The 20,249-nt window shown below is 67.6% G+C and carries 19 protein-coding genes; 7 read left to right on the forward strand and 12 right to left on the reverse strand.

The window, feature by feature from the left end:
- Positions 1–186: 186 nt before the first annotated feature.
- From ABQY64_RS13725 to ABQY64_RS13755, 7 genes are all read right to left on the reverse strand, one after another.
- Positions 187–1,302, reverse strand: a complete 1,116-nt coding sequence (locus tag ABQY64_RS13725; protein ID WP_349780079.1) for a J domain-containing protein — start codon at positions 1,300–1,302, stop codon at positions 187–189.
- An 11-nt stretch (positions 1,303–1,313) separates the two neighbouring features.
- On the reverse strand, positions 1,314–1,724 hold the full coding sequence (rsfS, locus tag ABQY64_RS13730) for a ribosome silencing factor (RefSeq protein WP_016903759.1): 411 nt from the start codon (positions 1,722–1,724) through the stop codon (positions 1,314–1,316).
- A gap of 57 nt (positions 1,725–1,781) precedes the next feature.
- Positions 1,782–2,504 (reverse strand): nicotinate-nucleotide adenylyltransferase, encoded by a 723-nt coding sequence (gene nadD, locus ABQY64_RS13735; RefSeq protein ID WP_349780127.1) that lies wholly within the window; start codon positions 2,502–2,504, stop codon positions 1,782–1,784.
- A 161-nt stretch (positions 2,505–2,665) separates the two neighbouring features.
- The gene (gene holA, locus ABQY64_RS13740; RefSeq protein WP_349780078.1) at positions 2,666–3,694 is read right to left on the reverse strand and encodes a DNA polymerase III subunit delta; all 1,029 of its coding nucleotides are present in this window, start codon (positions 3,692–3,694) and stop codon (positions 2,666–2,668) included.
- A 185-nt stretch (positions 3,695–3,879) separates the two neighbouring features.
- Positions 3,880–4,521: an LPS assembly lipoprotein LptE gene (gene lptE / locus ABQY64_RS13745; protein WP_024939734.1), complete on the reverse strand. Its 642-nt coding sequence runs from the start codon at positions 4,519–4,521 to the stop codon at positions 3,880–3,882.
- 224 nt (positions 4,522–4,745) lie between these two features.
- Positions 4,746–7,388, reverse strand: a complete 2,643-nt coding sequence (gene leuS / locus ABQY64_RS13750) for a leucine--tRNA ligase (protein ID WP_024939735.1) — start codon at positions 7,386–7,388, stop codon at positions 4,746–4,748.
- A 71-nt stretch (positions 7,389–7,459) separates the two neighbouring features.
- Positions 7,460–8,071: a DUF998 domain-containing protein gene (locus tag ABQY64_RS13755; protein WP_349780077.1), complete on the reverse strand. Its 612-nt coding sequence runs from the start codon at positions 8,069–8,071 to the stop codon at positions 7,460–7,462.
- Positions 8,072–8,260: 189 nt separating this feature from the next.
- On the opposite strand from ABQY64_RS13755, the gene trxA reads away from it, so the two are divergent.
- From trxA to ABQY64_RS13775, 4 genes are all read left to right on the forward strand, one after another.
- Positions 8,261–9,118 carry a thioredoxin gene (gene trxA, locus ABQY64_RS13760; protein ID WP_349780076.1) on the forward strand — a complete coding sequence of 286 codons (858 nt, stop codon included), beginning with the start codon at positions 8,261–8,263 and terminating at the stop codon, positions 9,116–9,118.
- A 120-nt stretch (positions 9,119–9,238) separates the two neighbouring features.
- Positions 9,239–9,688, forward strand: a complete 450-nt coding sequence (locus ABQY64_RS13765) for a DUF4442 domain-containing protein (RefSeq protein WP_024939738.1) — start codon at positions 9,239–9,241, stop codon at positions 9,686–9,688.
- A gap of 170 nt (positions 9,689–9,858) precedes the next feature.
- Positions 9,859–10,101, forward strand: coding sequence for a DUF378 domain-containing protein (locus ABQY64_RS13770; protein WP_024939739.1), 243 nt, complete (start codon positions 9,859–9,861; stop codon positions 10,099–10,101).
- Positions 10,102–10,252: 151 nt separating this feature from the next.
- Positions 10,253–11,158, forward strand: coding sequence for a peptidylprolyl isomerase (locus tag ABQY64_RS13775; protein WP_349780075.1), 906 nt, complete (start codon positions 10,253–10,255; stop codon positions 11,156–11,158).
- Between the two features lie 38 nt (positions 11,159–11,196).
- On the opposite strand, the gene ABQY64_RS13780 is transcribed toward ABQY64_RS13775, so the two are convergent.
- On the reverse strand, positions 11,197–12,084 hold the full coding sequence (locus ABQY64_RS13780) for a DMT family transporter (RefSeq protein WP_024939741.1): 888 nt from the start codon (positions 12,082–12,084) through the stop codon (positions 11,197–11,199).
- A gap of 170 nt (positions 12,085–12,254) precedes the next feature.
- Between ABQY64_RS13780 and ABQY64_RS13785 the strand changes: the two genes are divergently transcribed.
- Both ABQY64_RS13785 and ABQY64_RS13790 read left to right on the forward strand, forming a co-directional pair.
- Positions 12,255–13,247, forward strand: coding sequence for a LysR substrate-binding domain-containing protein (locus tag ABQY64_RS13785; protein WP_349780074.1), 993 nt, complete (start codon positions 12,255–12,257; stop codon positions 13,245–13,247).
- Positions 13,248–13,708: 461 nt separating this feature from the next.
- A complete protein-coding gene (locus ABQY64_RS13790) occupies positions 13,709–14,002 on the forward strand; it encodes a hypothetical protein (RefSeq protein ID WP_005994696.1) in 294 nt (97 codons plus the stop codon).
- A 203-nt stretch (positions 14,003–14,205) separates the two neighbouring features.
- Here ABQY64_RS13790 and ABQY64_RS13795 read toward each other — a convergent pair whose 3' ends face one another.
- Complete coding sequence (locus ABQY64_RS13795; RefSeq protein WP_349780073.1) at positions 14,206–15,009, reverse strand: DUF4349 domain-containing protein; 804 nt, start codon at positions 15,007–15,009, stop codon at positions 14,206–14,208.
- Entirely contained in the window at positions 15,006–15,362 is a 357-nt protein-coding gene (locus ABQY64_RS13800; RefSeq protein WP_349780072.1) for an aldehyde-activating protein, read from the reverse strand. The genes ABQY64_RS13795 and ABQY64_RS13800 overlap by 4 nt, the downstream gene beginning before the upstream one ends.
- Before the next feature lie 97 nt (positions 15,363–15,459).
- Between ABQY64_RS13800 and ABQY64_RS13805 the strand changes: the two genes are divergently transcribed.
- Entirely contained in the window at positions 15,460–17,265 is a 1,806-nt protein-coding gene (locus ABQY64_RS13805; RefSeq protein WP_349780071.1) for a DUF885 domain-containing protein, read from the forward strand.
- A gap of 277 nt (positions 17,266–17,542) precedes the next feature.
- Here ABQY64_RS13805 and ABQY64_RS13810 read toward each other — a convergent pair whose 3' ends face one another.
- Together ABQY64_RS13810 and ABQY64_RS13815 are read right to left on the reverse strand one after the other, a co-directional pair.
- Positions 17,543–19,375: an ABC transporter ATP-binding protein gene (locus ABQY64_RS13810; protein WP_102253798.1), complete on the reverse strand. Its 1,833-nt coding sequence runs from the start codon at positions 19,373–19,375 to the stop codon at positions 17,543–17,545.
- 178 nt (positions 19,376–19,553) lie between these two features.
- Entirely contained in the window at positions 19,554–20,150 is a 597-nt protein-coding gene (locus ABQY64_RS13815) for a plasmid pRiA4b ORF-3 family protein (RefSeq protein ID WP_349780070.1), read from the reverse strand.
- Positions 20,151–20,249: the final 99 nt, after the last annotated feature.

The raw sequence follows: 20,249 nt of genomic DNA on the forward strand, positions 1-20,249 counted from the left end.
AACGGCCAGCGCTGCCGAACGGACCGGCCTCCGTTCGGCAGCGTCGCTCCGGCCGCCGGCACAACGCCACGCATGCACGCGCCCCGATTGCAGGGCTGGCAGTGTGTCCAGCCAAGGCTGCGCGCCGCACGCGCGCGCAGCCGCGGTGGCGGATGTGCAAGCCGACAACCACCATAAAGGCCTGGATCAGAACCAGGGCGCGTCGGGCGCGCCCGCCATGGCGCGCTGCTGCTTCAACCAGCGCTTGAACGATTGCGGGTCTTCCAGCTCGCGCAGGCCACGGCGCGCGTCCAGCAGGTCGTCTTCGACTTCGCGCTTGAGTTGGGCCATCAGGCGGCCCAGTCGCTCCGGCTTGGGGCGCGACGGCAGCTCCAGCCCGTATTCGGCGCAAAAGTCGTCCGACTGCTGCTGCACCTGCTGTTGCAGCTGCCTGCACTGCCGATCCAGCTCGCGGTTGTAGTCGTGCAGGCGCGCGGCGCTCATCGCATCCACGCCTTGGGCGTCCATCAGACCGATCTCGGCCTGCAGTTCGAGCAGACCCAGCAGATCACCGGCCTTGTAGGCCGCGTTGAGCCGCTGCATCAGGATGGTGCGCGCGGCGTGGTCGTCGGCGCCCTTGGCGCGATCCGGATGCAGATTGCCGGCCAGCTTGCGATACAGCTCGCGCAACGGAGGCGGCTCGGCATTCTCCCCAACTGCCTTTTGCTCGGCACGCTTGCGCCGTTGCGTGTGGCGTTGCTGTTGCTGCGCACGCTCCTGCTGCAGGCGCTCGCTGACGCGCTCGTAGAGCTGCTCGGGCGAATCGATGCCATCCAGCTCGTCGGCATCCAGCCCGTAGGCCTGGCCGAGGATCTGCTTCATCAGCGCATCGGATTCGGCGGCTTCCTGGTCGTAACCGGCTGCGCTGTGACGATCGTAGATCGGCCGCAGTGACGCGTGGCCGGCCTCGATCAGCGGGGCGGCGATATCGCACAGCAATTCGGACAGGAAGGCGCGGTCGGCCTTGCCCAGCTTGACCGTGGCATACGCATGGTCCAGCTCTTCGACCAGGGCGATGTCGGCTGCGCGGCGGTGGTCGAGCAAGGGCTGCAATTCGGCGTGGTAACGCTCGCGCCATTGCGCGAGTGCAAGCTGCCAGGCCTGCAGGTCGGCACGATGCCGTTCCAGGTCGCGCAGCAAGCGGTCGAAGCGCTTGCGTGCCGGCGACAGCGGCGCGCCGGAGGCGTGCGCGCCCTGGCTGCGCAGCTGTTGCAGCGCCTGCGAGGCAGGCGCATCGGTCGTGGGTCGGGCATTGCGCGGCATGCCCGGCTCACTCACTCTTCGGGATCGGCTTCCGCGTCGTCCGGACGCTGGTCACCCACCGTCCACAGACGTTCCAGTGCGTAGAACTCGCGCACGCGCGGCAGCATCACATGCACCACCACGTCGCCCAGGTCCACCAGTACCCACTCGGCCTCACGCTCGCCTTCCACGCCCAGCGGCATCACGTCCAGCCGCTTGGCGAACTTGACCACTTCTTCGGCGATCGACTTCACATGGCGGGTCGAGGTACCCGAGGCGACCACCATGTAATCGCAGACGCTGGACTTGCCGCGCACATCGATCTCGACCACGTCCTTGGCTTTCAGCTCCTCCACGGCCTCGCGCACGGTGGCCAGCAGGGCCGGCACGGACGGCGGCGGATTCGGGATGGAGGTCTTGATGACTTGGGCTTGGGTGGTCAAAGCGGGCAACTCGATGGAATTGGCGTGAATTATAGGCCGGTCCGGCCGGCTGCGTGTTCAGCTAGTCGGCGGGGCGCAGCCGTAGAGGCCTTCGTGCGCGATAAATGCCGCCACCGACGCCGGTACCAGCGCCTGCCAGTGGCCGCCGCCGGCGATGCGCGAGCGCACCGCGCTGGCCGATTCGCCGCGCAACGGCTGCTGCAGCGACCACAGGCGGCCGGCCGGCGAGATGCCCAGTTCGCCCGCCCTGGCGGCCCAGCGGCCCTGCACTGCCGCGGCGAGCTGCGGCGCATCGGCCAGGTCCAGCGTCGTGCCCGGACGCGCGGCAATGACGAAATGCGCCAGTTCGAACAAGTCTTCCCACTGATGCCAGCTGCTCAGCCCCATGAAGGCATCGGCACCGAGCAGCCAGGCGATCGGTGTAGTGGGGCCCAGCTCGGCGCGCAGCGCGCGCAAGGTGTCGACGGTGTAGGACGGCGCACGGTCGCGGCTGGCGCGCTGCAGCTCGCGGGTGTCCAGCGCCAGCCCGGGGGTGTCGGCCAGCGCCAGCTCCAGCATGCGCGCGCGCTGCGCTGCGGTGGCGCCGGGTGCGGGACGGTGCGGCGGGTCGGCGGCCGGTACCAGGTGCACCAACGCGCCCAGTTCGTCGCGCGCGGCGCAGGCGATGGCGAGGTGGCCCAGGTGGACCGGATCGAAGGTGCCGCCGTAGTAGACGTGGAGCTGGGATTGGGGAATCGGGATTGGGGAATCGGGGTGAGGCTGGGATTCGGGAATCGGGATTAGGGAATCGGAAGAGCGCGGAGCCGGCGCTGCCGGGTGGGAGTTGGTGGGCGGCGAGGTGTGGGCTGCGCTGCTAGAGGTGGTCGCAGCTGCGGCCTGGTCGGGGGTTGCGCTGCGTGGGGAGGCGGGTCGCGCGTCGCCGTTGGCGGCATCGCCGGCTTTCACGCCAGCAATCTCACCGCGCGGGATTCGGCCACGGCCACCAGCAGGCGTTCCAGGCCGACCCAGGGGTCGCCGTCAGCGCGGCCCTTGGCCATGCGATCGACCCGCGAGGCTTCGGCGACGAAGCGCTCCCAGCGGCGTGGTTCGGGGTGCCGTTGCAGCGCGCGCTTGAACGGCGCCTGGCGTGATTCCCACAGGCCCTGCGCCTTCATTTCGGCAGCGAGGTTGCCGCCGTTGGCCTGCACCTTGGCCAAGGACGCAGTGCGCAGCAGTTCCTTGATCAGGATCGGCATCAGCGCGGCCACGGCCTCGCCTTCGGCGCGCAGGCCGGCGAGCATGCGGATCGCTGCGGCCGGCTGCCCGGAAAAGGTGGTTTCGGCCAGGCGGAACACGTCGTAGCGCGCGGCATCGGCGACCAGTGACTCCATCGCCTCCAGGTCCAGCACCTTGCCATCGGCCAGCAGCACCAGCTTGTCGATTTCCTGCGCGGCGGCCAGCAGGTTGCCTTCCACCCGCTCGCTCAGGCGCTGCACCGCCGCCGCGTCGGCACGCAGGCCGTGGCTGCGCAGGCGGCGCTCGATCCAGTCCGACAGCTCGTGCGGCTTGATCGCCCAGGCCACCGAAATGGTGCCGATGCGGCCGACCGCGTCAGCCCATTTGCCCTGGTGCGCCTTGCTCCAGTCGTTGGCGGTGATCAACAGCACCACATCCGGCGGTGGGTTGGCGCAGAAGCGGGTGATGACCTCGGCGCCGTCCTTGCCCGGCTTGCCGCTGGGCAGGCGCACTTCCACCAGCCGGCGCGGACTGAACAGGCTGGGCGCGTTGAAGGTCGCATCCAGCTGGTTCCAGTCGAACTCACGGCCATCGGCATCGAAGACCTCGCGTTCGCTGATGCCTTCGGCGCGCGCGCGCGCGCGTACCGCATCGGCCGCCTCCAGCACGCGCAAGGTCTCCGGACCGGCGATCAGGTAGACCGGCTGCAGCGGCTGATTGGACTGGCCGGCGAGCTGTTCTGGGCGAAGTTCCATGACTACCTAAGTTCCATCACTACGAAGGCACGCACCACTGCACCGTCACGCACAAGACAGCGTCGGCGGCGATCGTCGGGACATGCTCACCGCGCAGCAAGCGCGACATGCGCCTGGCGCAAGCCAACTCCGCACACCGTGCGCGGTTGCCCGGCAGATGCGCGGACGGGATGATCACCAGTTGCTCAGTTATTCGACGAAGACGCGGGCGGCAGCGAAGCCGGCACGCTCGATTCCGGCGTGGACGGCTGCACCGGCGGTGTGGTGGCCGGCTGCAGCGGCGCGCTGGGCGTGCTTTCCAGCGTCTCGCCGCGCTCCACACGCGCGCGCACGACGCTGTCGATGCGACGCAGGATCGAGGCCGACATGTCCTTGCGCAGTTCGTTGGCGAGGATCTCGCGCTCGGTCGCGGTGCCGGTGGCATCCACCGGTGGCGACACGTAGTCGCGCGACAGCTCGATTACCTGCTGCGGCACCAGCACCGAGCCGTTGGCGGTGGTGACGGTGAAGATGGCCGCATAGCGCAGGCTGTATTCCTGCGCGCGGCCCTGGCTGTCGATGGCGATCGGCAGATCGCCCCAGCGCTCGGACAACACCTGCACCTGCGCAAAGCCGGTCTTGGCATCTTCGTCGGCCAGGGTGGCGCCGGCGGCCTTGAGGCCACGCCGCAGCAACTTGGCCAGCTCGCTGTACTGCACCGCGGACTGCACCTTCACCGCGGGCGTGTCCGGCGGCAGCGCCAGCGAGTTGCGCAGATGGAAGCCGCAGGCGGTGAGGCTCGAGACCAGCACGAGGGACGCAGCGAAGGCAGTAGGAAATCGAATCATGGGCACAGTCTGGATGAGCGCCCCGGCGGCGGCAACAGGCGGCTAGCCTGCCCGACACCGCGTGAACGGGGCTTGAGAGGGCGCCGCGAAAAACGCGGCGCCCGGGAATGACAAACGCGTCGCCGCGCGCCGGTGAAATGAATGACCACACGCCACTGCGGCAATCTCACCTGCGCGTCGCCACGCCGGTCCGCGACACTGCACGGACCGGCAATCGGCAACGATCAGCCCGCCACGATATTCACGATCTTGCCGGGCACGATGATGATCTTGCGCACGCTCAGCCCTTCCAGGAACTTGGCTGCGTTCGGCTCGGCCTGGGCCAGCGCTTCGATCTGCTCGCGTCCGACGTCGGCGGCCACCTCGATGGTGCCGCGCAACTTGCCGTTGACCTGCACCGCCAGGGTCAGCGCATCGCGCACCAGCGCGGCGGCATCGACCTGCGGAAACGCGACATCTTCCAGCAGCGTCTCGCCGTGGCCCAGCACCTGCCACAGCGTGTGGCTGGCGTGCGGGGTGATCGGGTTGAGCAGCAGCACCATCGCCTCCAGGGCTTCCTGGCGCACCGCCCGGCCCTGCGCACTGGCATCGTCGAACTTGGCCAGCGCGTTGGACAGTTCCATCACCGCGGCGATCGCGGTGTTGAAGCTGTGGCGGCGGCCGTAGTCGTCGCTGACCTTGCCGATGGTTTCGTGGGTCTTGCGGCGGATCGCCTTCTGCTCGGCGCTCAGCGCGGCGGCGTCCAGTGCGGCGGCGGCGCCCTCGCCCACATGCTTGTGCACCTGCACCCACAGCCGGCGCATGAAGCGCGCCATGCCATCGACGCCGGCCTCGTTCCACTCCAGCGACTGCTCCGGCGGGGCGGCGAACATCGAGAACAGCCGCACCGTGTCGGCGCCGTACTTGGCCACCATCGACTGCGGGTCCACGCCGTTGTTCTTGGACTTGGACATCTTCTCGGTGCCGCCGATGTGCACCGGCTGGCCGTCGGCGATCAGCACCGCGCCGGTGACGCGGCCGCGCTCGTCGCGCTGGATTTCCACGTCGGCCGGATTGATCCAGTCCTTGCCGCCGTTATCGGCATCGCGATAGAAGGTGTCGGCGATGACCATGCCCTGGGTGAGCAGGTTGGTCACCGGCTCGTCGCTGTCCACCAGCCGCGCGTCGCGCATGAGCTTGTGATAGAAGCGGAAGTACATCAGGTGCAGGATCGCGTGCTCGATGCCGCCCACGTACAGGTCGGCCGGCATCCAGTAGTTGGCGCGGCGATCGACCATGTCGCGTGCGTTGGGGCTGGTGTAGCGCGCCACGTACCAGCTCGACTCCATGAAGGTGTCGAAGGTGTCGGTCTCGCGCTCGGCGGGGCCGCCGCAATCCGGGCAGGTGGTCTGGCGCCAGGTCGGGTCGGTCTTGATTGGCGAACCGGTGCCGGCAAATTCCACGTTCTCCGGCAGCACCACCGGCAACTGGTCTTCCGGCACCGGCACTGCGCCGCACTTGGCGCAATAGATCACCGGGATCGGGCAGCCCCAATAGCGCTGGCGGCTCACGCCCCAGTCGCGCAGGCGGTAATTGACCCGGCGCTGGCCCTGGCCCTTGCGCTCGAAACGCTCGGCCAGTGCCTCGAAGGCGCCGCCGAAATCCAGCCCGTCGAACTCGGCCGAATTGATCAGCTCCAGCGGGCGGCTCTTGTCGGTGTACCAGTCGCGCCACTGGCTGGCGTCCCAGCTGTGCTCGTCGTCGTTGCGCGGCTCACGCAGCTTGACCACCTGCACGATCGGCAGCTTGTACTTGTTGGCGAACTCGAAATCGCGCTGGTCGTGGCCGGGCACCGCCATCACCGCGCCGGTGCCGTAGCCCATCAGCACGAAGTTGGCCACCCACACCGGCACCTGCTCGCCGCTGATCGGATGCACCGCGGTCAGGCCGGTGGCCATGCCGCGTTTTTCCTGGGTTTCCAGCTCGGCTTCGGAGACGCCGCCGTGCTTGAGCGTTTCCAGCAGCGCGGCCAGCTCCGGATTGGATTTGGCCGCATGCAACGCCAGCGGATGCTCGGCGGCGATCGACACGAAGGTCACACCCATCAGCGTGTCCGGGCGGGTGGTGAACACGCGCAGCGGGTCCAATGCAGCGCCATCGGTGTCGCGCACGTCGAACTGGATCTCCAGCCCTTCCGAGCGGCCGATCCAGTTGCGCTGCATGGTCTTGACCGAATCCGGCCAGCCGTCCAGCTGGTCCAGGCCGTCGAGCAGTTCCTGCGCGTAGTCGGTGATGCGCAGGAACCACTGCGGGATCTCGCGTTTTTCCACCAGCGCGCCGGAGCGCCAGCCGCGGCCGTCGATGACCTGCTCGTTGGCCAGCACGGTCTGATCGATCGGGTCCCAGTTCACCACCGCGTTGCGGCGATAGGCCAGGCCCTTGCGCATCAGCCGGGTGAACATGCGCTGCTCGTGCACGTAATACTCGGGCGTGCAGGTGGCGAACTCACGCGACCAGTCGATCGCATAGCCCAGCGATTTGAGCTGGCCGCGCATGTGGTCGATGTTGGCGTAGGTCCACTTGGCCGGCGCGGTCTTGTTCTTGATCGCCGCGTTTTCCGCCGGCAATCCGAACGCGTCCCAGCCCATCGGCTGCATCACGTTGTGGCCGGTCATGCGCTTGTAGCGGCTGACCACATCGGAGATGGTGTAGTTGCGCACATGGCCCATGTGCAGCGCACCGGACGGGTACGGCAGCATCGACAGGCAATAGAACTTCGGCTTGTCCGAAGTTTCGTCGACCTGGAAGGCGTGGGTGGCATCCCAGAACTGCTGGGCGGAGGTTTCGACCTGCTGCGGGTCGTAGGCGTTCGGTTCGACGGTGGACATTGGGAGCGGATGCTCGGGCGGTGCAAAGCGGCACAGGGTACCGCAGTGCAGCAGGTGCTCCAAACGCTGTCTCAGGCGGCGGGTCTGGCCGGCCAGCGCCAGGCTGCCACCGCGAGCCAGCCGACCCAGGCCAGGAACGCCAGGCGCTGGGCGATCGCCTGCCGCAGCAGGCCCGGCGGGCCGAACGCCAGCACCGCCACCAGCAGCCCCGCGCCCAGGCTCAGCCACGCCAGTGCGCGGGTGCCGGGCTGGTTGAGCAGCGCGGCAGCAAGCAGCAACATGCCCGGCACGAACGCCACCGCCCACAACAGCCAGGCGGTGGCATGGGCCTGGCTGGCGCGCCCGTCCAGATCGGTGGGATCCAGGGGCAAGGCGCCCATGCCAAGAAAGGCCAGCCCGGCCAGCACGATCAACTGCCCGCCCACGCGCAGGCTCCAGCTGGACCTGGCCGGCATGCGCGCCAGCAGGCTGACTCCGGTGCCCATGCCGAGCGCACCGACCAGCACGAACGCCAGCAGGTTGAAGCCCAGCGCATGCGGCACCCCGTTGGCACCGAGCAATGCCACCGGGTGACTGGCCTGCAGGTAACCGGGCAGTGCCACGCCGAAGCCGGCCACCGCCAGCACGAATACGGTTGCGGCGACCAGGCCCAGGTAGCGCTGGGTGCCATCGATGCGTGTCATTGCCTTGCTCCAACGCGGGGCGCAGGCTGCGCCACCAGGACGCAGCATTGTCGTGCCGGGCGCGCGTGGCGTGAACCCCTGCCGGCGTGACGGCCGGCCACGCGCCGTGCGCCCGGGCCGGCCAGCCTTGTGTCGGCCCGGTTTGCCACCATTACCTCCCACTGTTGCCGCAATCACTTCTGGAAGCCCATGTCCGACAAGCCGCACGTATTCGATGCCACCACCGACACCTTCGAGACCGAGGTCCTGCAGAAATCGTTGACGACACCGGTGCTGGTGGACTTCTGGGCCACCTGGTGCGGCCCCTGCAAGTCGTTGACGCCGATCCTGGAAAAGCTCGCCGCCGACTACAACGGTGCCTTCGAGCTGGCCAAGGTCGATGTGGACAAGGAACAGCAGATCGCTGCCGCGTTCCAGATCCGCTCGGTGCCGACGGTGTTCCTGGTCAAGGGCGGCGAGCTGGTCGACGGCTTCCCGGGCGCGATGCCGGAAGGCCAGGTGCGCGAATTCCTGACCCAGCACGGCGTGCTGCCGGCCGAGCCGCAGGTCGCCGAAGCACTGCCGCCGGCCCCGCTCGAGCCGCAGGACCAGGTCGCCGCGCTGCGTGAGGCGATCGCCGCCGAGCCGGACAAGGACGAGCTCAAGCTGGACCTGGCACTGGCGCTGCTCAAGACCGGCGACACCGCCGAGGCCGAGCAGTTGATCGACGCCCTGCCCGCCAACCTGGCCACCGACGACCGCGCGGTGCGCGCCAAGGCCCGGCTGAGCTTTGCCAATGTGCTCAAGGACGCGTCGGCTGCCGACGCGCTGCAGGCCGCCGTTGCCGCCAACGGTGCCGACCTGCGCGCGCGCCATCTGCTTGGCGTGCGCCACCTGCTCGACGGCCATGACGAGGCCGCGCTGGAGCAGTTCCTGGAAATGCTGCGGCAGGACCGCGCCTTCGACGACAACCTGCCGCGGCGTAGCCTGATCGATGCGTTCCGGGTGATCGAGGACGAAGACCTGGTCGGCCGCTACCGCCGCAAGATGTCATCGCTGGTGTTCTAAGCACCGCCGGCACCACGGCACCCGGTCTGCAGGCCGGCCGGGCGCTGCCGTCACCGCCATAACCTCCATACGCATGCGAATGGTATGCTGCGGGCCCGCCCCGCCATGGACCCTGGCCGCATGCGTGCTTCACTGTTCAAGCTCGGTATCAACCTGTGGCCGCCGTACCTGTTCGCCGGGATCCACGTCACCGCGTTGTCGCCCGACTACCGCTACGCACGCGTGGAACTGCGCCAGCGGCCGTGGAATCGTAATTACGTCGGCACCCATTTTGGCGGCAGCCTGTTCGCGATGACCGACCCGTTCTGGATGCTGCTGACCATGCAGAACCTGGGGCGCGACTACTACGTGTGGGACAAGGCCGGCAGCATCGAGTTCGTCAAACCCGGGCGCGGTACGGTGAGCGCGGAGTTCGTCATCGACGACAGCGTGCTGGCCGAGTTGCGCGCCGCCACCGCCAGTGGCGAAAAACACCTGCGCTGGTTCGAAAACGTGGTGCACAACCGCCAGGGCGAGGTGGTGGCGCGGGTGCGCAAGCAGTTGTACGTCAGGCGCAAACCGGCACGCTGACACTACGCCGTCGGGGCGCTGCCGATGGCCAACACACTGCATCGGTTTCACGCGCGTCAGCTGGACGTGATCGTGGCGTGCGCAAGCCCGTCATGCCCTCGCGCAGGCTCACGAGGTGTTGCGTGCGGCATGCGGACTCTGGGGTCTCCCAACCCACACGGTCTGTCTTCATGAAAACGCTCAACGTCATCACCCTGGTGCTTCTTATCGTCGGCGGCTTGAACTGGGGCCTGGTCGGCCTGTTCCAGTTCGATCTGGTCGCCACGCTGTTCGGCGGCCAGGATGCCCTGCTGTCGCGTGTGGTCTACACGCTGGTCGGCATCTCTGCGTTGTGGCAGCTGGTTCCGCTGTTCCGCAACGACCATGGCGCCAACGTTCACCACACCAGCCCGCACGTGCGCAACAACCCGTAAGCGCACAGCTGAAGCAGGCATGCGCGTGACAGCAGGACGCCGGCGCATTCCGCCGGCGTCCTGCTGTGCGTACATGCACGTTGTGTCCAGGCGCTTTGCGTCCGGGCGCGCGGTCGGCAAGAATCGGGCATCCCTCCCGCTGGCTGCCTTCATGCTTCTGCGCACTGTTGCTTCCGCCTGCCTGCTTGCCCTGGTATTACCCGCTGCCGCCAACGCGGCCTATCGCAGCCCGCAGCAGATCCTGGATGCCTCGCCGGCCAGCGCCTGGCGCGTGCTCGACCCCGAGCGCACGCTGTACCTGGAACTGGATGGCGGACGGGTGATCATCGAGCTGGCGCCGCAGTTTGCGCCCGCGCACGTGGGCAACATCCGCACCCTGGCGCACGAGCGCTTCTGGGACGGGCTCAGCATCTACCGTTCGCAGGACAACTTCGTGGTGCAGTTCGGCGACCCGGATGGCGAGACGCCGGCCAAGGCCAAGTCGCTGGGCTCGGCGAAGACGCACCTGCAGGCCGAATTCGAACGCCCGTCGCAGGGCCTGGATTTCCAGCGCCTGCCCGACAGCGATGGCTGGGCGGCGCAGGTGGGCTTTGTCGACGGCTTCCCGGTTGGGCGCGACAGCGCCAGCGGCAAGACCTGGCTGGCGCATTGCTACGGCACCCTGGGCGCCGGCCGCAACAACGACGAAGACAGCAGCATCGGCGCCGAGCTGTATGTGGTCACCGGGCAATCGCCGCGCCAGCTGGACCGCAACATCACCGTGGTCGGCCGCGTGGTCAAGGGCATGGAGTTGCTCAGCGTGATCCCGCGCGGCCCGGACCCGATGGGTTTCTACGAAGACCCCGCGCAGCGCTCGCCGATCCGCGCCATTCGCCTGGCCAGCGAGGTGCCCATGCCCGAACGCACGCCACTGCAGTTGCTGCGCACCGACAGCCAGACCTTCCGCGATGTGGCCGAAGCGCGCCGCAATCGCAAGGACGATTTCTACAAGCGCCCGGCCGGGCATATCGATCTGTGCAATGTGCCGTTACCGGTGCGGACGCCGCCGGCTGGCTAGTTCGGGATTGGGGATTCGTAAAAGCGGCGCGCGCGTGCCTAGCGGGCGCGCTGGCTGAAGGCGACGCTGCCCAGGATCAGCACTGCGGCCACCAGCATGGTCCAGGTCAGCGGCTCGCCCAGCAGCGACCATGCCAGCAGCGCGCCGAACACCGGCACCAGATAGGTCACCGTGGAGGCGCGCGCGGGGCCGATGCGCTGGATCAGGCGGTAATACATCAGGAACGCCAACCCGGTGCACACCACGCCCAGCGCGGTGGCGCAGGCCCAGGCCACTGCCGGCACCGGCGTGGTTGGCCACTGCAACCAGGCCAGCGGGGCCAGCAGCAGCGCGCTGCAACCCAACGTGGACGCCGCCGATGCGGCCGGCGGCAAGTCGCCCATGTGGCGCTTCACCAGGTTGTAGCCGATGCCGTACAGCAGCGACGCGGTGGCGCCCGCCAGCGCCGCCGGCCCCACGCTCAACCCGGCCGACTTGCCGGTGGCCAGCACCAGCACGCCGATAAAACCGATCAGCAAGGCCAGCGCGCGACGCGTGCCGATCTTCTCGCCGAAGAACAGGAAGGCGATCAATGCGGTGAACAATACCGTCATCGCATTGCAGATCGCACCGATTGCGGCCGGCGCATGTTGCGCGCCCCAGGCGAACAGCAGGAACGGCAATGCGGAGTTGAGCACGCCGATCGCCGCCAGCATCGGCCAGCGACGCAGCGGGAAGCGTTCGCGCGCCAGCCACAGGAACGGCAACAGCACCAATGCACCGAGCGCTAGGCGGATTTCCACCAGCGCCACGGTGCCGAACCTGGGTGCGGCCACGCGCATGAACAGGAACGAGCAGCCCCAGACGACGCCGAGAAACCCCAGCTCCAGCGGGGTGCGCCATTCGCGTGCCGCAACCGCCGGCTGCGTCGCCGGTTGCGCGCTCATGGCCGCACCTGCGCACGCTGCCGTGATGTGCTGAAACCGCAAGAGACAACATCAGGCAGGCAGACGGACATGGCACGATCATCGCGATGGGGTACTGCAGCATCGGTTGCAACCGCAGGCGCGACAAGCGCGTAGTATCGAGGCGAGCCACAAATCTCATTCATGCCTCGATGAACCTGCGCCCCACCCTGCTGCCCGCGCTGGGCGTGTTCGCCGCCGCCGCGCGCCACCAGAACTTCGCGCATGCCGCCGAAGAACTGCATCTGACCGCCAGTGCGGTCAGCCACCATGTGCGCAAGCTCGAAGCGCTGCTCGGCGTGACCCTGTTCCAGCGCTTGCCGCGCGGGGTCAAGCTCACCGCCGAGGGCCGCCAGCTGGCCGACGCCGCTACCGCTGCGTTGGCCGAGATCGCCTCGGTGGCCGGCAACCTGCATCCGCGCGAAGATGCCATCCCGCTGCGCGTGACCACCTTGCGCTCGCTGTCGTACTGCTGGCTGTTGCCGCGGCTGCCGCGCTTCTGTCGCGCGCATCCGCATATCCGCATGGATCTGCAATCGGACGCGGCGTTTTCGCGCTTCGAAGAAGGCGGCCCGGATCTCGGCATCCGCTATGGCCAGGGCGCCTGGCCCGGATTGACCTCGCATCATCTGATGGACGACGAACTGTTTCCGGTGGCCTCACCGTCACTGCCGGAGGTCGCTGCGCTGCGCACGCCGGCGCAGATCGCGCAATTGCCGTTGCTCACCGACATGTCGCCGCAGGGCTGGCGCGACTGGTTCCGTGCCGCCCAGGTGCGCGGCACCACGCTGCCGCCGATGCACACCTTCAACGACAGCACCGACGCGATGCGCGCGGCGGTCTATGGTCTGGGCGCGGTCCTGGCGCGCAAGCACATCGCCCAACCGTATCTGCAGCGCTACGAACTGGTGCGCCTGCCCGGCCCCACCCTCAAGGCACGCTACGCCTACTACATCGTGCACCCCAGCCACCGCGTCCCCGGCCCTGCGGCGATGGCGTTTATCGATTGGCTCAAGCGCGAGGCGCTGGACGAGCGCACCCCGATGCCGGCACTGCCGGCGGAGCTGGTGGCGTTGCCGGCAAGCGAGACATCGAGTACACCGCGCACGCAGCGACGATCACGCAAAACGCCGGCAACGGAATGAGGTTGCGCAGCAATCGTCCTTGCCCGCCTGCGCGAGCACTACCTCTGCGTTTCTGCCTCCGGGACATCGTCCTCCTTCACGGAGAGAAGGTGTACGAAGAGGTAGCAGCGAAGCCTGGCGCGGCTGTTGTTGCTTCCTCCGGGAGAAGTGCATCCGATGCAGCGGATGAGGGTACGAGCGAAGCCATGGCGCAGTTTGAGTGCAATTGGCTTCGCCTCGTACCTTCACCCCAACCCCTCTCCCGCAGGAGAGAGTTTTTTTGGGTGCGCCGGGGGATTTGAGGACGCGCGCGTCAGTGGCGCGCAAGCGTCGCTTTAGTCACCCCACAGGAAAGGGGCTTATCGCGAGCGGCAAGAGCGCTCGACGGCTTATCTACGCGATGGAGCAGGCAACGCGCACCATCACCTCGTTTTGTCCTGTCGGTGCCTAGGCTTTAGCTCCCCAATCCCCAGGACACACCCATGCCTACTCTTCGCATGCGTATCACCGGCACCGACGACGACGCGCGTGCCATCGCAAACCTGCTGCAGAGCATCGAAGGCATCGAGCACGTGGAAGAAGTCGACGACCTGATGCCGCACCTGGACGACGACGATTCCAGCTCGGCCGGCCTGTCCGACGACGAAGGTCCGGGCAGCCACGAGTTCGAAGTGGAAGCCGGCAACGATGCCACTGCGCAAAAGGTGCGCGACGCCGTGCAGGAGCTGGCCCTGCAGCTGGACGTGTTTGTTGAGTACGAATTCGACGAAGGCTGAGCAGGCTCCGTACCGACTGCGCTGCGCTTGCGCGCAGTCGGTGTCTGGAGAGGTTGCACACCTTGCGCTGTACCGCGATCGCGTGCAAGCAGCGCAACCAGGATCGACGTGCTACCGCGCAACGCGTCGAGTAGCTGCCTGACGTAAGCGCCCTTTCCAACATGCGCAGCTAATGCGGCATCGCCGACCAGCTACGCAGTGGATCACGACATCCGGCGCCGCCGCGCACGCCAGCGCCATGCCTGCAGCAGCAGCCAGCCGACGATCCCCCCCAGCACCAGCACCGGCAGCAACGCTGCCACTGCGCGGATCACGAAGGCCACGCTGGATGCGAAGACCTGGCCGAACTCGGCTGCCGCCTCGGCAATCTCGCCCCTGCCCTGCTCGCCTCCGGTGCCGCGGAAATTGAGTGTCAGCAACTGCGTGCGCACGCGCCGTTGCTGCTGCGCGGCGTCCTGCTGGGTCTGCTGCGCTTCGGCCTCGATCTCGGCAAGCCGCTTGGACAGGGCCAGCAGATCGGTCACGGCCAGGTCGCGGCGTTGCTGCAGTTCGAGCAGGCGCGCATGTTCTTTCTGCAGGCGCGCCTGTGCCAGCCCGGTATCGGCGATCTGCTGCGCCAGATCCTCGGCACGCGTGCTGCGCGCGGCGACATCGCCATGCTGGCCGGCCAGTTGCACCAGCGGCTCGATGCCGTCCGGAGCTAACCGCACGCTGACGCTGCCGCTGGGGTCGCGCCCACCGGTTTGTTCCACCGCCAGCAGCGCGCAGTCGCCGAACTGCGCCGACTGGCAGGCAGTGCGTACCGCGGCGATGCGTTGATCGATCTGATCGGCCGGCAGCTCGATGCGTACATCGTGCTCATACGCCAGCGCGTTGCCTTGCGCGGCGGGCGGGGCCGGCGCCGGCGCGCTGCCGTCTGCCGCCATCTCGCCCGACGGCCTGGCACACCCGCTCAGCGTCCAGCCCAGCAACAGGCCGACCGCGTACCACTGCATCCGGCGCCTCATCGGCTGGCTCCATCGGCCGCGTGCATGCTCTGCACGGCCAGACCCGGCGCGGACACGCCGCGCAGCTTGACCGCCACACCGGGCTCGCCGGCCCTGCAACGCACGCCCGCGCTGAAGCGCGCACCGCCGCGCTGGGGGCCGCGGTGGTGATCGACATGCTGCCGGTTGAAGCGATGGCTTCCCGGCATATCGGGCGCCGCCTGCAGGCGCAATGGCGCGCGTATGCCGGACCGCAGCAGGCCACCACGGCGACTGCATGACGCACACGTGCGCTCGTACGCCTCGGTGTTCGGCGCATCGGTGTGCGGGTCGAACGCGATGCGTCCGCAATGACAGCTGTCGGCGTCGTGCATGGTGATCCTCCTTGAAAGCGGCCACTCTAAACCAATGGCGGATGCGGACAAGCGCGCACATGCCTATGCTGGCGGATTGCTTCCATCGGAATCCACCATGCGTCAACGTCTGCTTGTCCTCGCCCTGCTCGCCGGCCTGAGCGCCTGCCAGCAGCAGCCCGAATCGCCGCGCGCCGGCACCCCCGATGCCGCGACGCAGGTTGCGCAGACGCCGGATGCGCGCTTCGCGGCGCTGTCCAAGCGCGCGCTCGACACCTGGATGCAGCTGTCGCCGGTTACCGCCACTCAGACCGGCGATCACCGCTTCGACACGCAGATCGACGATCTCAGCACCGCCGGGCGCCAGCGCAGCCTGGAGGCCGGCAAGAAGCTATTGAGTGAGCTGGATGCCATCGAGGTGGCCAAGCTGTCGCGCGAGAACCAGGTCGATGCGGCCATTTTGCGCAACCAGCTGCAATCGGAAATCTGGAACACCGAGGTGCTGCAGAGCTGGGCCTGGGACCCGCAGGTCTACAACGGCCTGGCCGGCAGCGCGCTGTATGGCCTGATGGCGCGCGACTTCGCGCCGCTGTCCGAGCGCCTGAGCTCCGCCACGCAGCGCATGGAGAAGATTCCCGGCATCTTTGCGCAGGCGCGCGCCAACCTGGACCCGGCCCGCGTGCCGAAGATCCATGCCGAAACGGTGGCCAAGCAGAACAAGGGCATCCTCAGCATCGTCGATACCTTCATCGCGCCCAATATCGGCCAGCTCGGCCCGATCGAAGCGGCCCGCGCGCAGGCCGCCATCGACGATCTGCGCAAGGCCGTGGCCGAGCAGCAGACCTGGCTGGATACCGTGCTGGTGCCCAATGCCAAGGGCGATTTCCGCGTCGGTGCGCAGATCTACGACCAGAAGCTGAAATTCGCGCTGCTGTCGTCGTTGTCGCGCGCCGAGATCAAGCAGCGCGCCGAGTCCGAGCTCAAGCGCGTCCGCAGCGAGATGTACGGCATTGCCCGCACGGTGCTCAAGGACAAGCCCGGTGCACCCAAACTGCCCGAGACGCCCAACGACGACCAGCAGCAGGCCGCGATCGAGACGGCGCTGGAACTGGCCTATGCCGACAAGCCGGCACGCGACAAGGTGGTCGACGACGCCAAGGCCGCACTGGCACAGTCCACCGAGTTCGTACGCCAGAAGGATCTGATGACGCTGCCCGATTCGCCGGTGGACATCATCCTGATGCCGGAGTTCCAGCGCGGCGTGGCGGTGGCGTACTGCGATTCGCCGGGCCCGCTCGACAAGAATCTCAAGACCTTCTATGCGGTCTCGCCGATTCCCGACGACTGGAACGACAAGCAGGTCGATTCGTTCCTGCGCGAATACAACAGCCGCATGATCCACCTGCTCAGCATCCACGAAGGCACCCCGGGCCATTACCTGGAAGGCTGGCATTCGGCCAAGTTCCCCTCCACGCTGCGCGCGGTGCTGCGCTCGGGCATGTTCGCCGAAGGCTGGGCGGTGTACACCGAACGCATGATGCAGGAACAGGGCTATCTGGATAACGACCCGCTGTTCCACCTGGTGCAGCTCAAGTTCTACCTGCGCACCATTGCCAACGCCATCCTCGATCAGGGCGTGCATGTGGATGGCTGGGAACGCGACAAGGCGATGCACCTGATGACCCACGACACCTTCCAGCAGGAAAGCGAAGCGGCGGGCAAGTGGGTGCGTGCGCAGCTGTCGTCCGCGCAGCTGCCGACCTACTTCGTCGGCGTGCAGGAACATCTGGACACGCGCAAGGCGGTGCAGGACAAGCTGGGCAAGGACTTCAACCTGAAGGCGTACCACGACCAGATGCTGTCCTACGGCGCCCCACCGGTGCGCTTTGCACGCGAGTTGATGCTGGACCAGCCGATCGAGTGATTGATGCTTCTCCTGTCGGGAGAACAAGTGACCCTTCTCCCCTCGGGAGAAGATGCCCCGCAGGGGCGGATGAGGGTGCGGGCGAAGCCTGGTGTGGCCGGAACCAGCGAGTGGCTTCGCCCCGTACCCTTACCCCCCGCTCCGCGCCCCGGCCCGCGCTTGCGGCGCGGGCGCTCCAAGGCACGCGCGCCAGTGGCGCGCAAGCCGCGCCTTGCCGCCCCGGCAGGAGAGGGGCGTGTTGCTGCGGTTGCTCGTGTGCGCAACCCGCGAAAGCCTCTCACCCATCCGCCGCAACAAACCCTCCGGTCTGCCGTGCCCACAGGCGTGCATACAGGCCTCCTTGCGCGATCAGTTGCGCATGCGTGCCGGTCTCGACGATGCGTCCGGCGTCCATCACCACCAGCCGGTCCATGCGCGCGATGGTGGAAAGACGGTGCGCAATCGCAATCACCGTCTTGTTGCCCATCAACGCGTCCAGGCTGTCCTGGATCGCCGCTTCTACTTCCGAGTCCAACGCCGAGGTGGCCTCGTCCAGGATCAGGATCGGCGCATCCTTCAGCAGCACGCGCGCAATGGCGATGCGCTGCCGTTGACCGCCCGACAGCTTGACCCCGCGTTCGCCCACATAGGCATCGAATCCGCGCCGGCCTTCGCCATCGACCAGCGTGTCGATGAAGCCTTCCGCGCGCGCCTTGCGCACCGCTTCCAGCATCTGCGCGTCGCTGGCCTGCGGCCTGCCATACAGCAGGTTGTCGCGGATCGAACGATGCAGGAGCGAGGTGTCCTGGGTGACCAGGCCGATCTGCCCGCGCAGGCTTTCCTGGGTGACCTGGGCGATGTCCTGCCCGTCGATGAGGATGCGCCCCTGCTCCAGGTCGTACAGCCGCAGCAGCACGTTGACCAGGGTCGACTTGCCCGCGCCCGACGGCCCGACCAGGCCAATCTTCTCGCCGGCACGCACCTGCAGGTCCAGCCCGGCGATCACCCCGCCGCGCTTGCCGTAATGGAAATGGATGTGCTCGAACTGTACCTGGCCGTGCGTCACCTGCAGCGGCACGGCGTCGGGCGCGTCCTGCACCAGCACCGGCTGCGAGATGGTCTGCATGCCGTCCTGCACGCTGCCGATGTCTTCGAAGATGCCGTTGACCGTCCACATGATCCAGCCGGACATGTTGTGGATGCGGATCACCAGGCCGGTGGCCAGCGTGATCGCGCCCACGCTGATCTGGCCGCGGCTCCACAGCCACAACGCCAGCCCGCAGGTGCCCACGATCAGGAAGCCGTTGGCTACCGCGATGGCGGTATCCATCGTGGTGGTCACGCGCGTCTGCCCGCGATGCTTCACCGCCAGCTCGTCGATCGCATCGCGCACATAGGCCTGTTCGCGGCCGGCATGGGCGAACAGCTTGAGCGTGGAGATATTGGTGTAGCCGTCGACGATGCGCCCGGTGGCCTTGGAGCGTGCATCCGACGCGATCCACGCGCGCGCCTTCATGCGCGGCACGAAGAACGCCATCAGCGCGACATACACCACCAGCCAGATCAGCAGCGGCAGCATCAGCCAGGGGTCGGCCTGCGCAAACAGCCACAGCGCGCTGCCGGTATAGACCACGATGTACCAGAGCGCATCGACCATCTGCACCGCCGATTCGCGCAGCGAGGTCCCGGTCTGCATCACCCGGTTGGCGATCCGGCCAGCGAAATCGTTGTTGAAGAAGCCCAGGCTCTGCCGTACCACGTAGTTGTGCATCAGCCAGCGCGAGCGGTTGCTCAGGCCCGGCACGATCGCCTGGTTGACCAGCAGGTTGTGCAGCCCGGTGAACAGCGGCCGCGCCACCAGCGTGATTGCCGCCATCCAGAGCAATTCGCCGGCATGCCGGCGGAAGAAGTCCGCTCCCGGTCGCTCGGCCAGCATGTCGACTATGCGCCCGAGGAAGTCGAACATCGCCACTTCCACCAGGGCCAGCAGCAGACCGGCGATCAGCGTGGCCAGCAGGATCGGCCACAACGGCCGCAGATAATGCAGATAGAACCGCCACACGCTACGCGGCGGCATTTCCCGCTCGATCGGCGGGAAGACATCGATCAGGGATTCGAACCAGCGGAACATCGCAGACACTTTCGGGAAAAACCGGGAGATCAGGCTAGCTGATCGCGCGTCAAGCTGCAGTGGCGCTGGCGTCGGGCTGCTGCAGCATCACCTGCACGGCAGGCTGCGATGCGCGCGACAGGCAACCTGGCCCGTCGCATCGGTTCCGGTTGCCCAGGTAATGCGGCGTCAGTCGCGCTCATTCGCGGACACGTGCAAGCAGGCGGTTGACCTCGACCAGATCGAAATGGCCCGGATCGAAGCGCCCGCCCAGGGTGGCCAGCTCCTGCACATGTTGCGCATGCTGCGGGTCGGCGATGATCTGCAGCAAGGCCTGGTAGCTGTCGATTCCTTCGCTGCTTTCCGGCGGGCAGGCATTGGCGCCGTCCACGCAACGGGCCGCGCGCAGGCTCGCGTCCGGCGGCAGGATCGCCTCGACCTGGATGCGGTGCTGCCAACCCGCGCCGGCACCGTAGAAATAGTCGAACCGCTCCAGCTCGCCCACCGCGCTTTCGATGCTGACCCGGGCGGCATGCTTGAGCCGTGGCCGCTCCGGCACATCCAGCCCGGACTCGCCGTAGCGGCCGCCGCCCAGGTCGAATTCGTACGGATACGCACCACTCCAGCCCATCACCGGTTGCAGCACGCGATGCAGCGTGGCCAGGCGCAGCGCTCCGGTCACCAGCACGCGGCGCCAGATCAACGGCGCGCTGTCCACCAGCGAAACATGCAGCTGATATACCGGCGCAGGCGTGGGTACCGCCTGCTGTGCAACTTTCTTCTTGGCCTTGGTCATCGGGTCTTGGTCGTGTCTCTCAGTCGCCAGTATGGCGGCAGCGGCCCGCGCCTGCATGGCACCGCTCCGTCAGCGATGCGCCATGCGGTGTGCGGTGTG

This window comes from Xanthomonas sp. WHRI 7065 (assembly GCF_040203115.2).
GTDB lineage: Bacteria > Pseudomonadota > Gammaproteobacteria > Xanthomonadales > Xanthomonadaceae > Xanthomonas > Xanthomonas arboricola.

Excerpts from the sequence above, each read along its gene's own strand:
- ABQY64_RS13725 (WP_349780079.1), bottom strand. The coding sequence starts at position 1,302 with ATGCCGCGCAATGCCCGACCCACGACCGATGCGCCTGCCTCGCAGGCG.
- holA (WP_349780078.1), bottom strand. The coding sequence starts at position 3,694 with ATGGAACTTCGCCCAGAACAGCTCGCCGGCCAGTCCAATCAGCCGCTG.
- lptE (WP_024939734.1), bottom strand. The coding sequence starts at position 4,521 with ATGATTCGATTTCCTACTGCCTTCGCTGCGTCCCTCGTGCTGGTCTCG.
- leuS (WP_024939735.1), bottom strand. The coding sequence starts at position 7,388 with ATGTCCACCGTCGAACCGAACGCCTACGACCCGCAGCAGGTCGAAACC.
- ABQY64_RS13755 (WP_349780077.1), bottom strand. The coding sequence starts at position 8,071 with ATGACACGCATCGATGGCACCCAGCGCTACCTGGGCCTGGTCGCCGCA.
- trxA (WP_349780076.1), top strand. The coding sequence starts at position 8,261 with ATGTCCGACAAGCCGCACGTATTCGATGCCACCACCGACACCTTCGAG.
- ABQY64_RS13765 (WP_024939738.1), top strand. The coding sequence starts at position 9,239 with ATGCGTGCTTCACTGTTCAAGCTCGGTATCAACCTGTGGCCGCCGTAC.
- ABQY64_RS13770 (WP_024939739.1), top strand. The coding sequence starts at position 9,859 with ATGAAAACGCTCAACGTCATCACCCTGGTGCTTCTTATCGTCGGCGGC.
- ABQY64_RS13775 (WP_349780075.1), top strand. The coding sequence starts at position 10,253 with ATGCTTCTGCGCACTGTTGCTTCCGCCTGCCTGCTTGCCCTGGTATTA.
- ABQY64_RS13780 (WP_024939741.1), bottom strand. The coding sequence starts at position 12,084 with ATGAGCGCGCAACCGGCGACGCAGCCGGCGGTTGCGGCACGCGAATGG.
- ABQY64_RS13785 (WP_349780074.1), top strand. The coding sequence starts at position 12,255 with ATGAACCTGCGCCCCACCCTGCTGCCCGCGCTGGGCGTGTTCGCCGCC.
- ABQY64_RS13790 (WP_005994696.1), top strand. The coding sequence starts at position 13,709 with ATGCCTACTCTTCGCATGCGTATCACCGGCACCGACGACGACGCGCGT.
- ABQY64_RS13795 (WP_349780073.1), bottom strand. The coding sequence starts at position 15,009 with ATGAGGCGCCGGATGCAGTGGTACGCGGTCGGCCTGTTGCTGGGCTGG.
- ABQY64_RS13800 (WP_349780072.1), bottom strand. The coding sequence starts at position 15,362 with ATGCACGACGCCGACAGCTGTCATTGCGGACGCATCGCGTTCGACCCG.
- ABQY64_RS13805 (WP_349780071.1), top strand. The coding sequence starts at position 15,460 with ATGCGTCAACGTCTGCTTGTCCTCGCCCTGCTCGCCGGCCTGAGCGCC.
- ABQY64_RS13810 (WP_102253798.1), bottom strand. The coding sequence starts at position 19,375 with ATGTTCCGCTGGTTCGAATCCCTGATCGATGTCTTCCCGCCGATCGAG.
- ABQY64_RS13815 (WP_349780070.1), bottom strand. The coding sequence starts at position 20,150 with ATGACCAAGGCCAAGAAGAAAGTTGCACAGCAGGCGGTACCCACGCCT.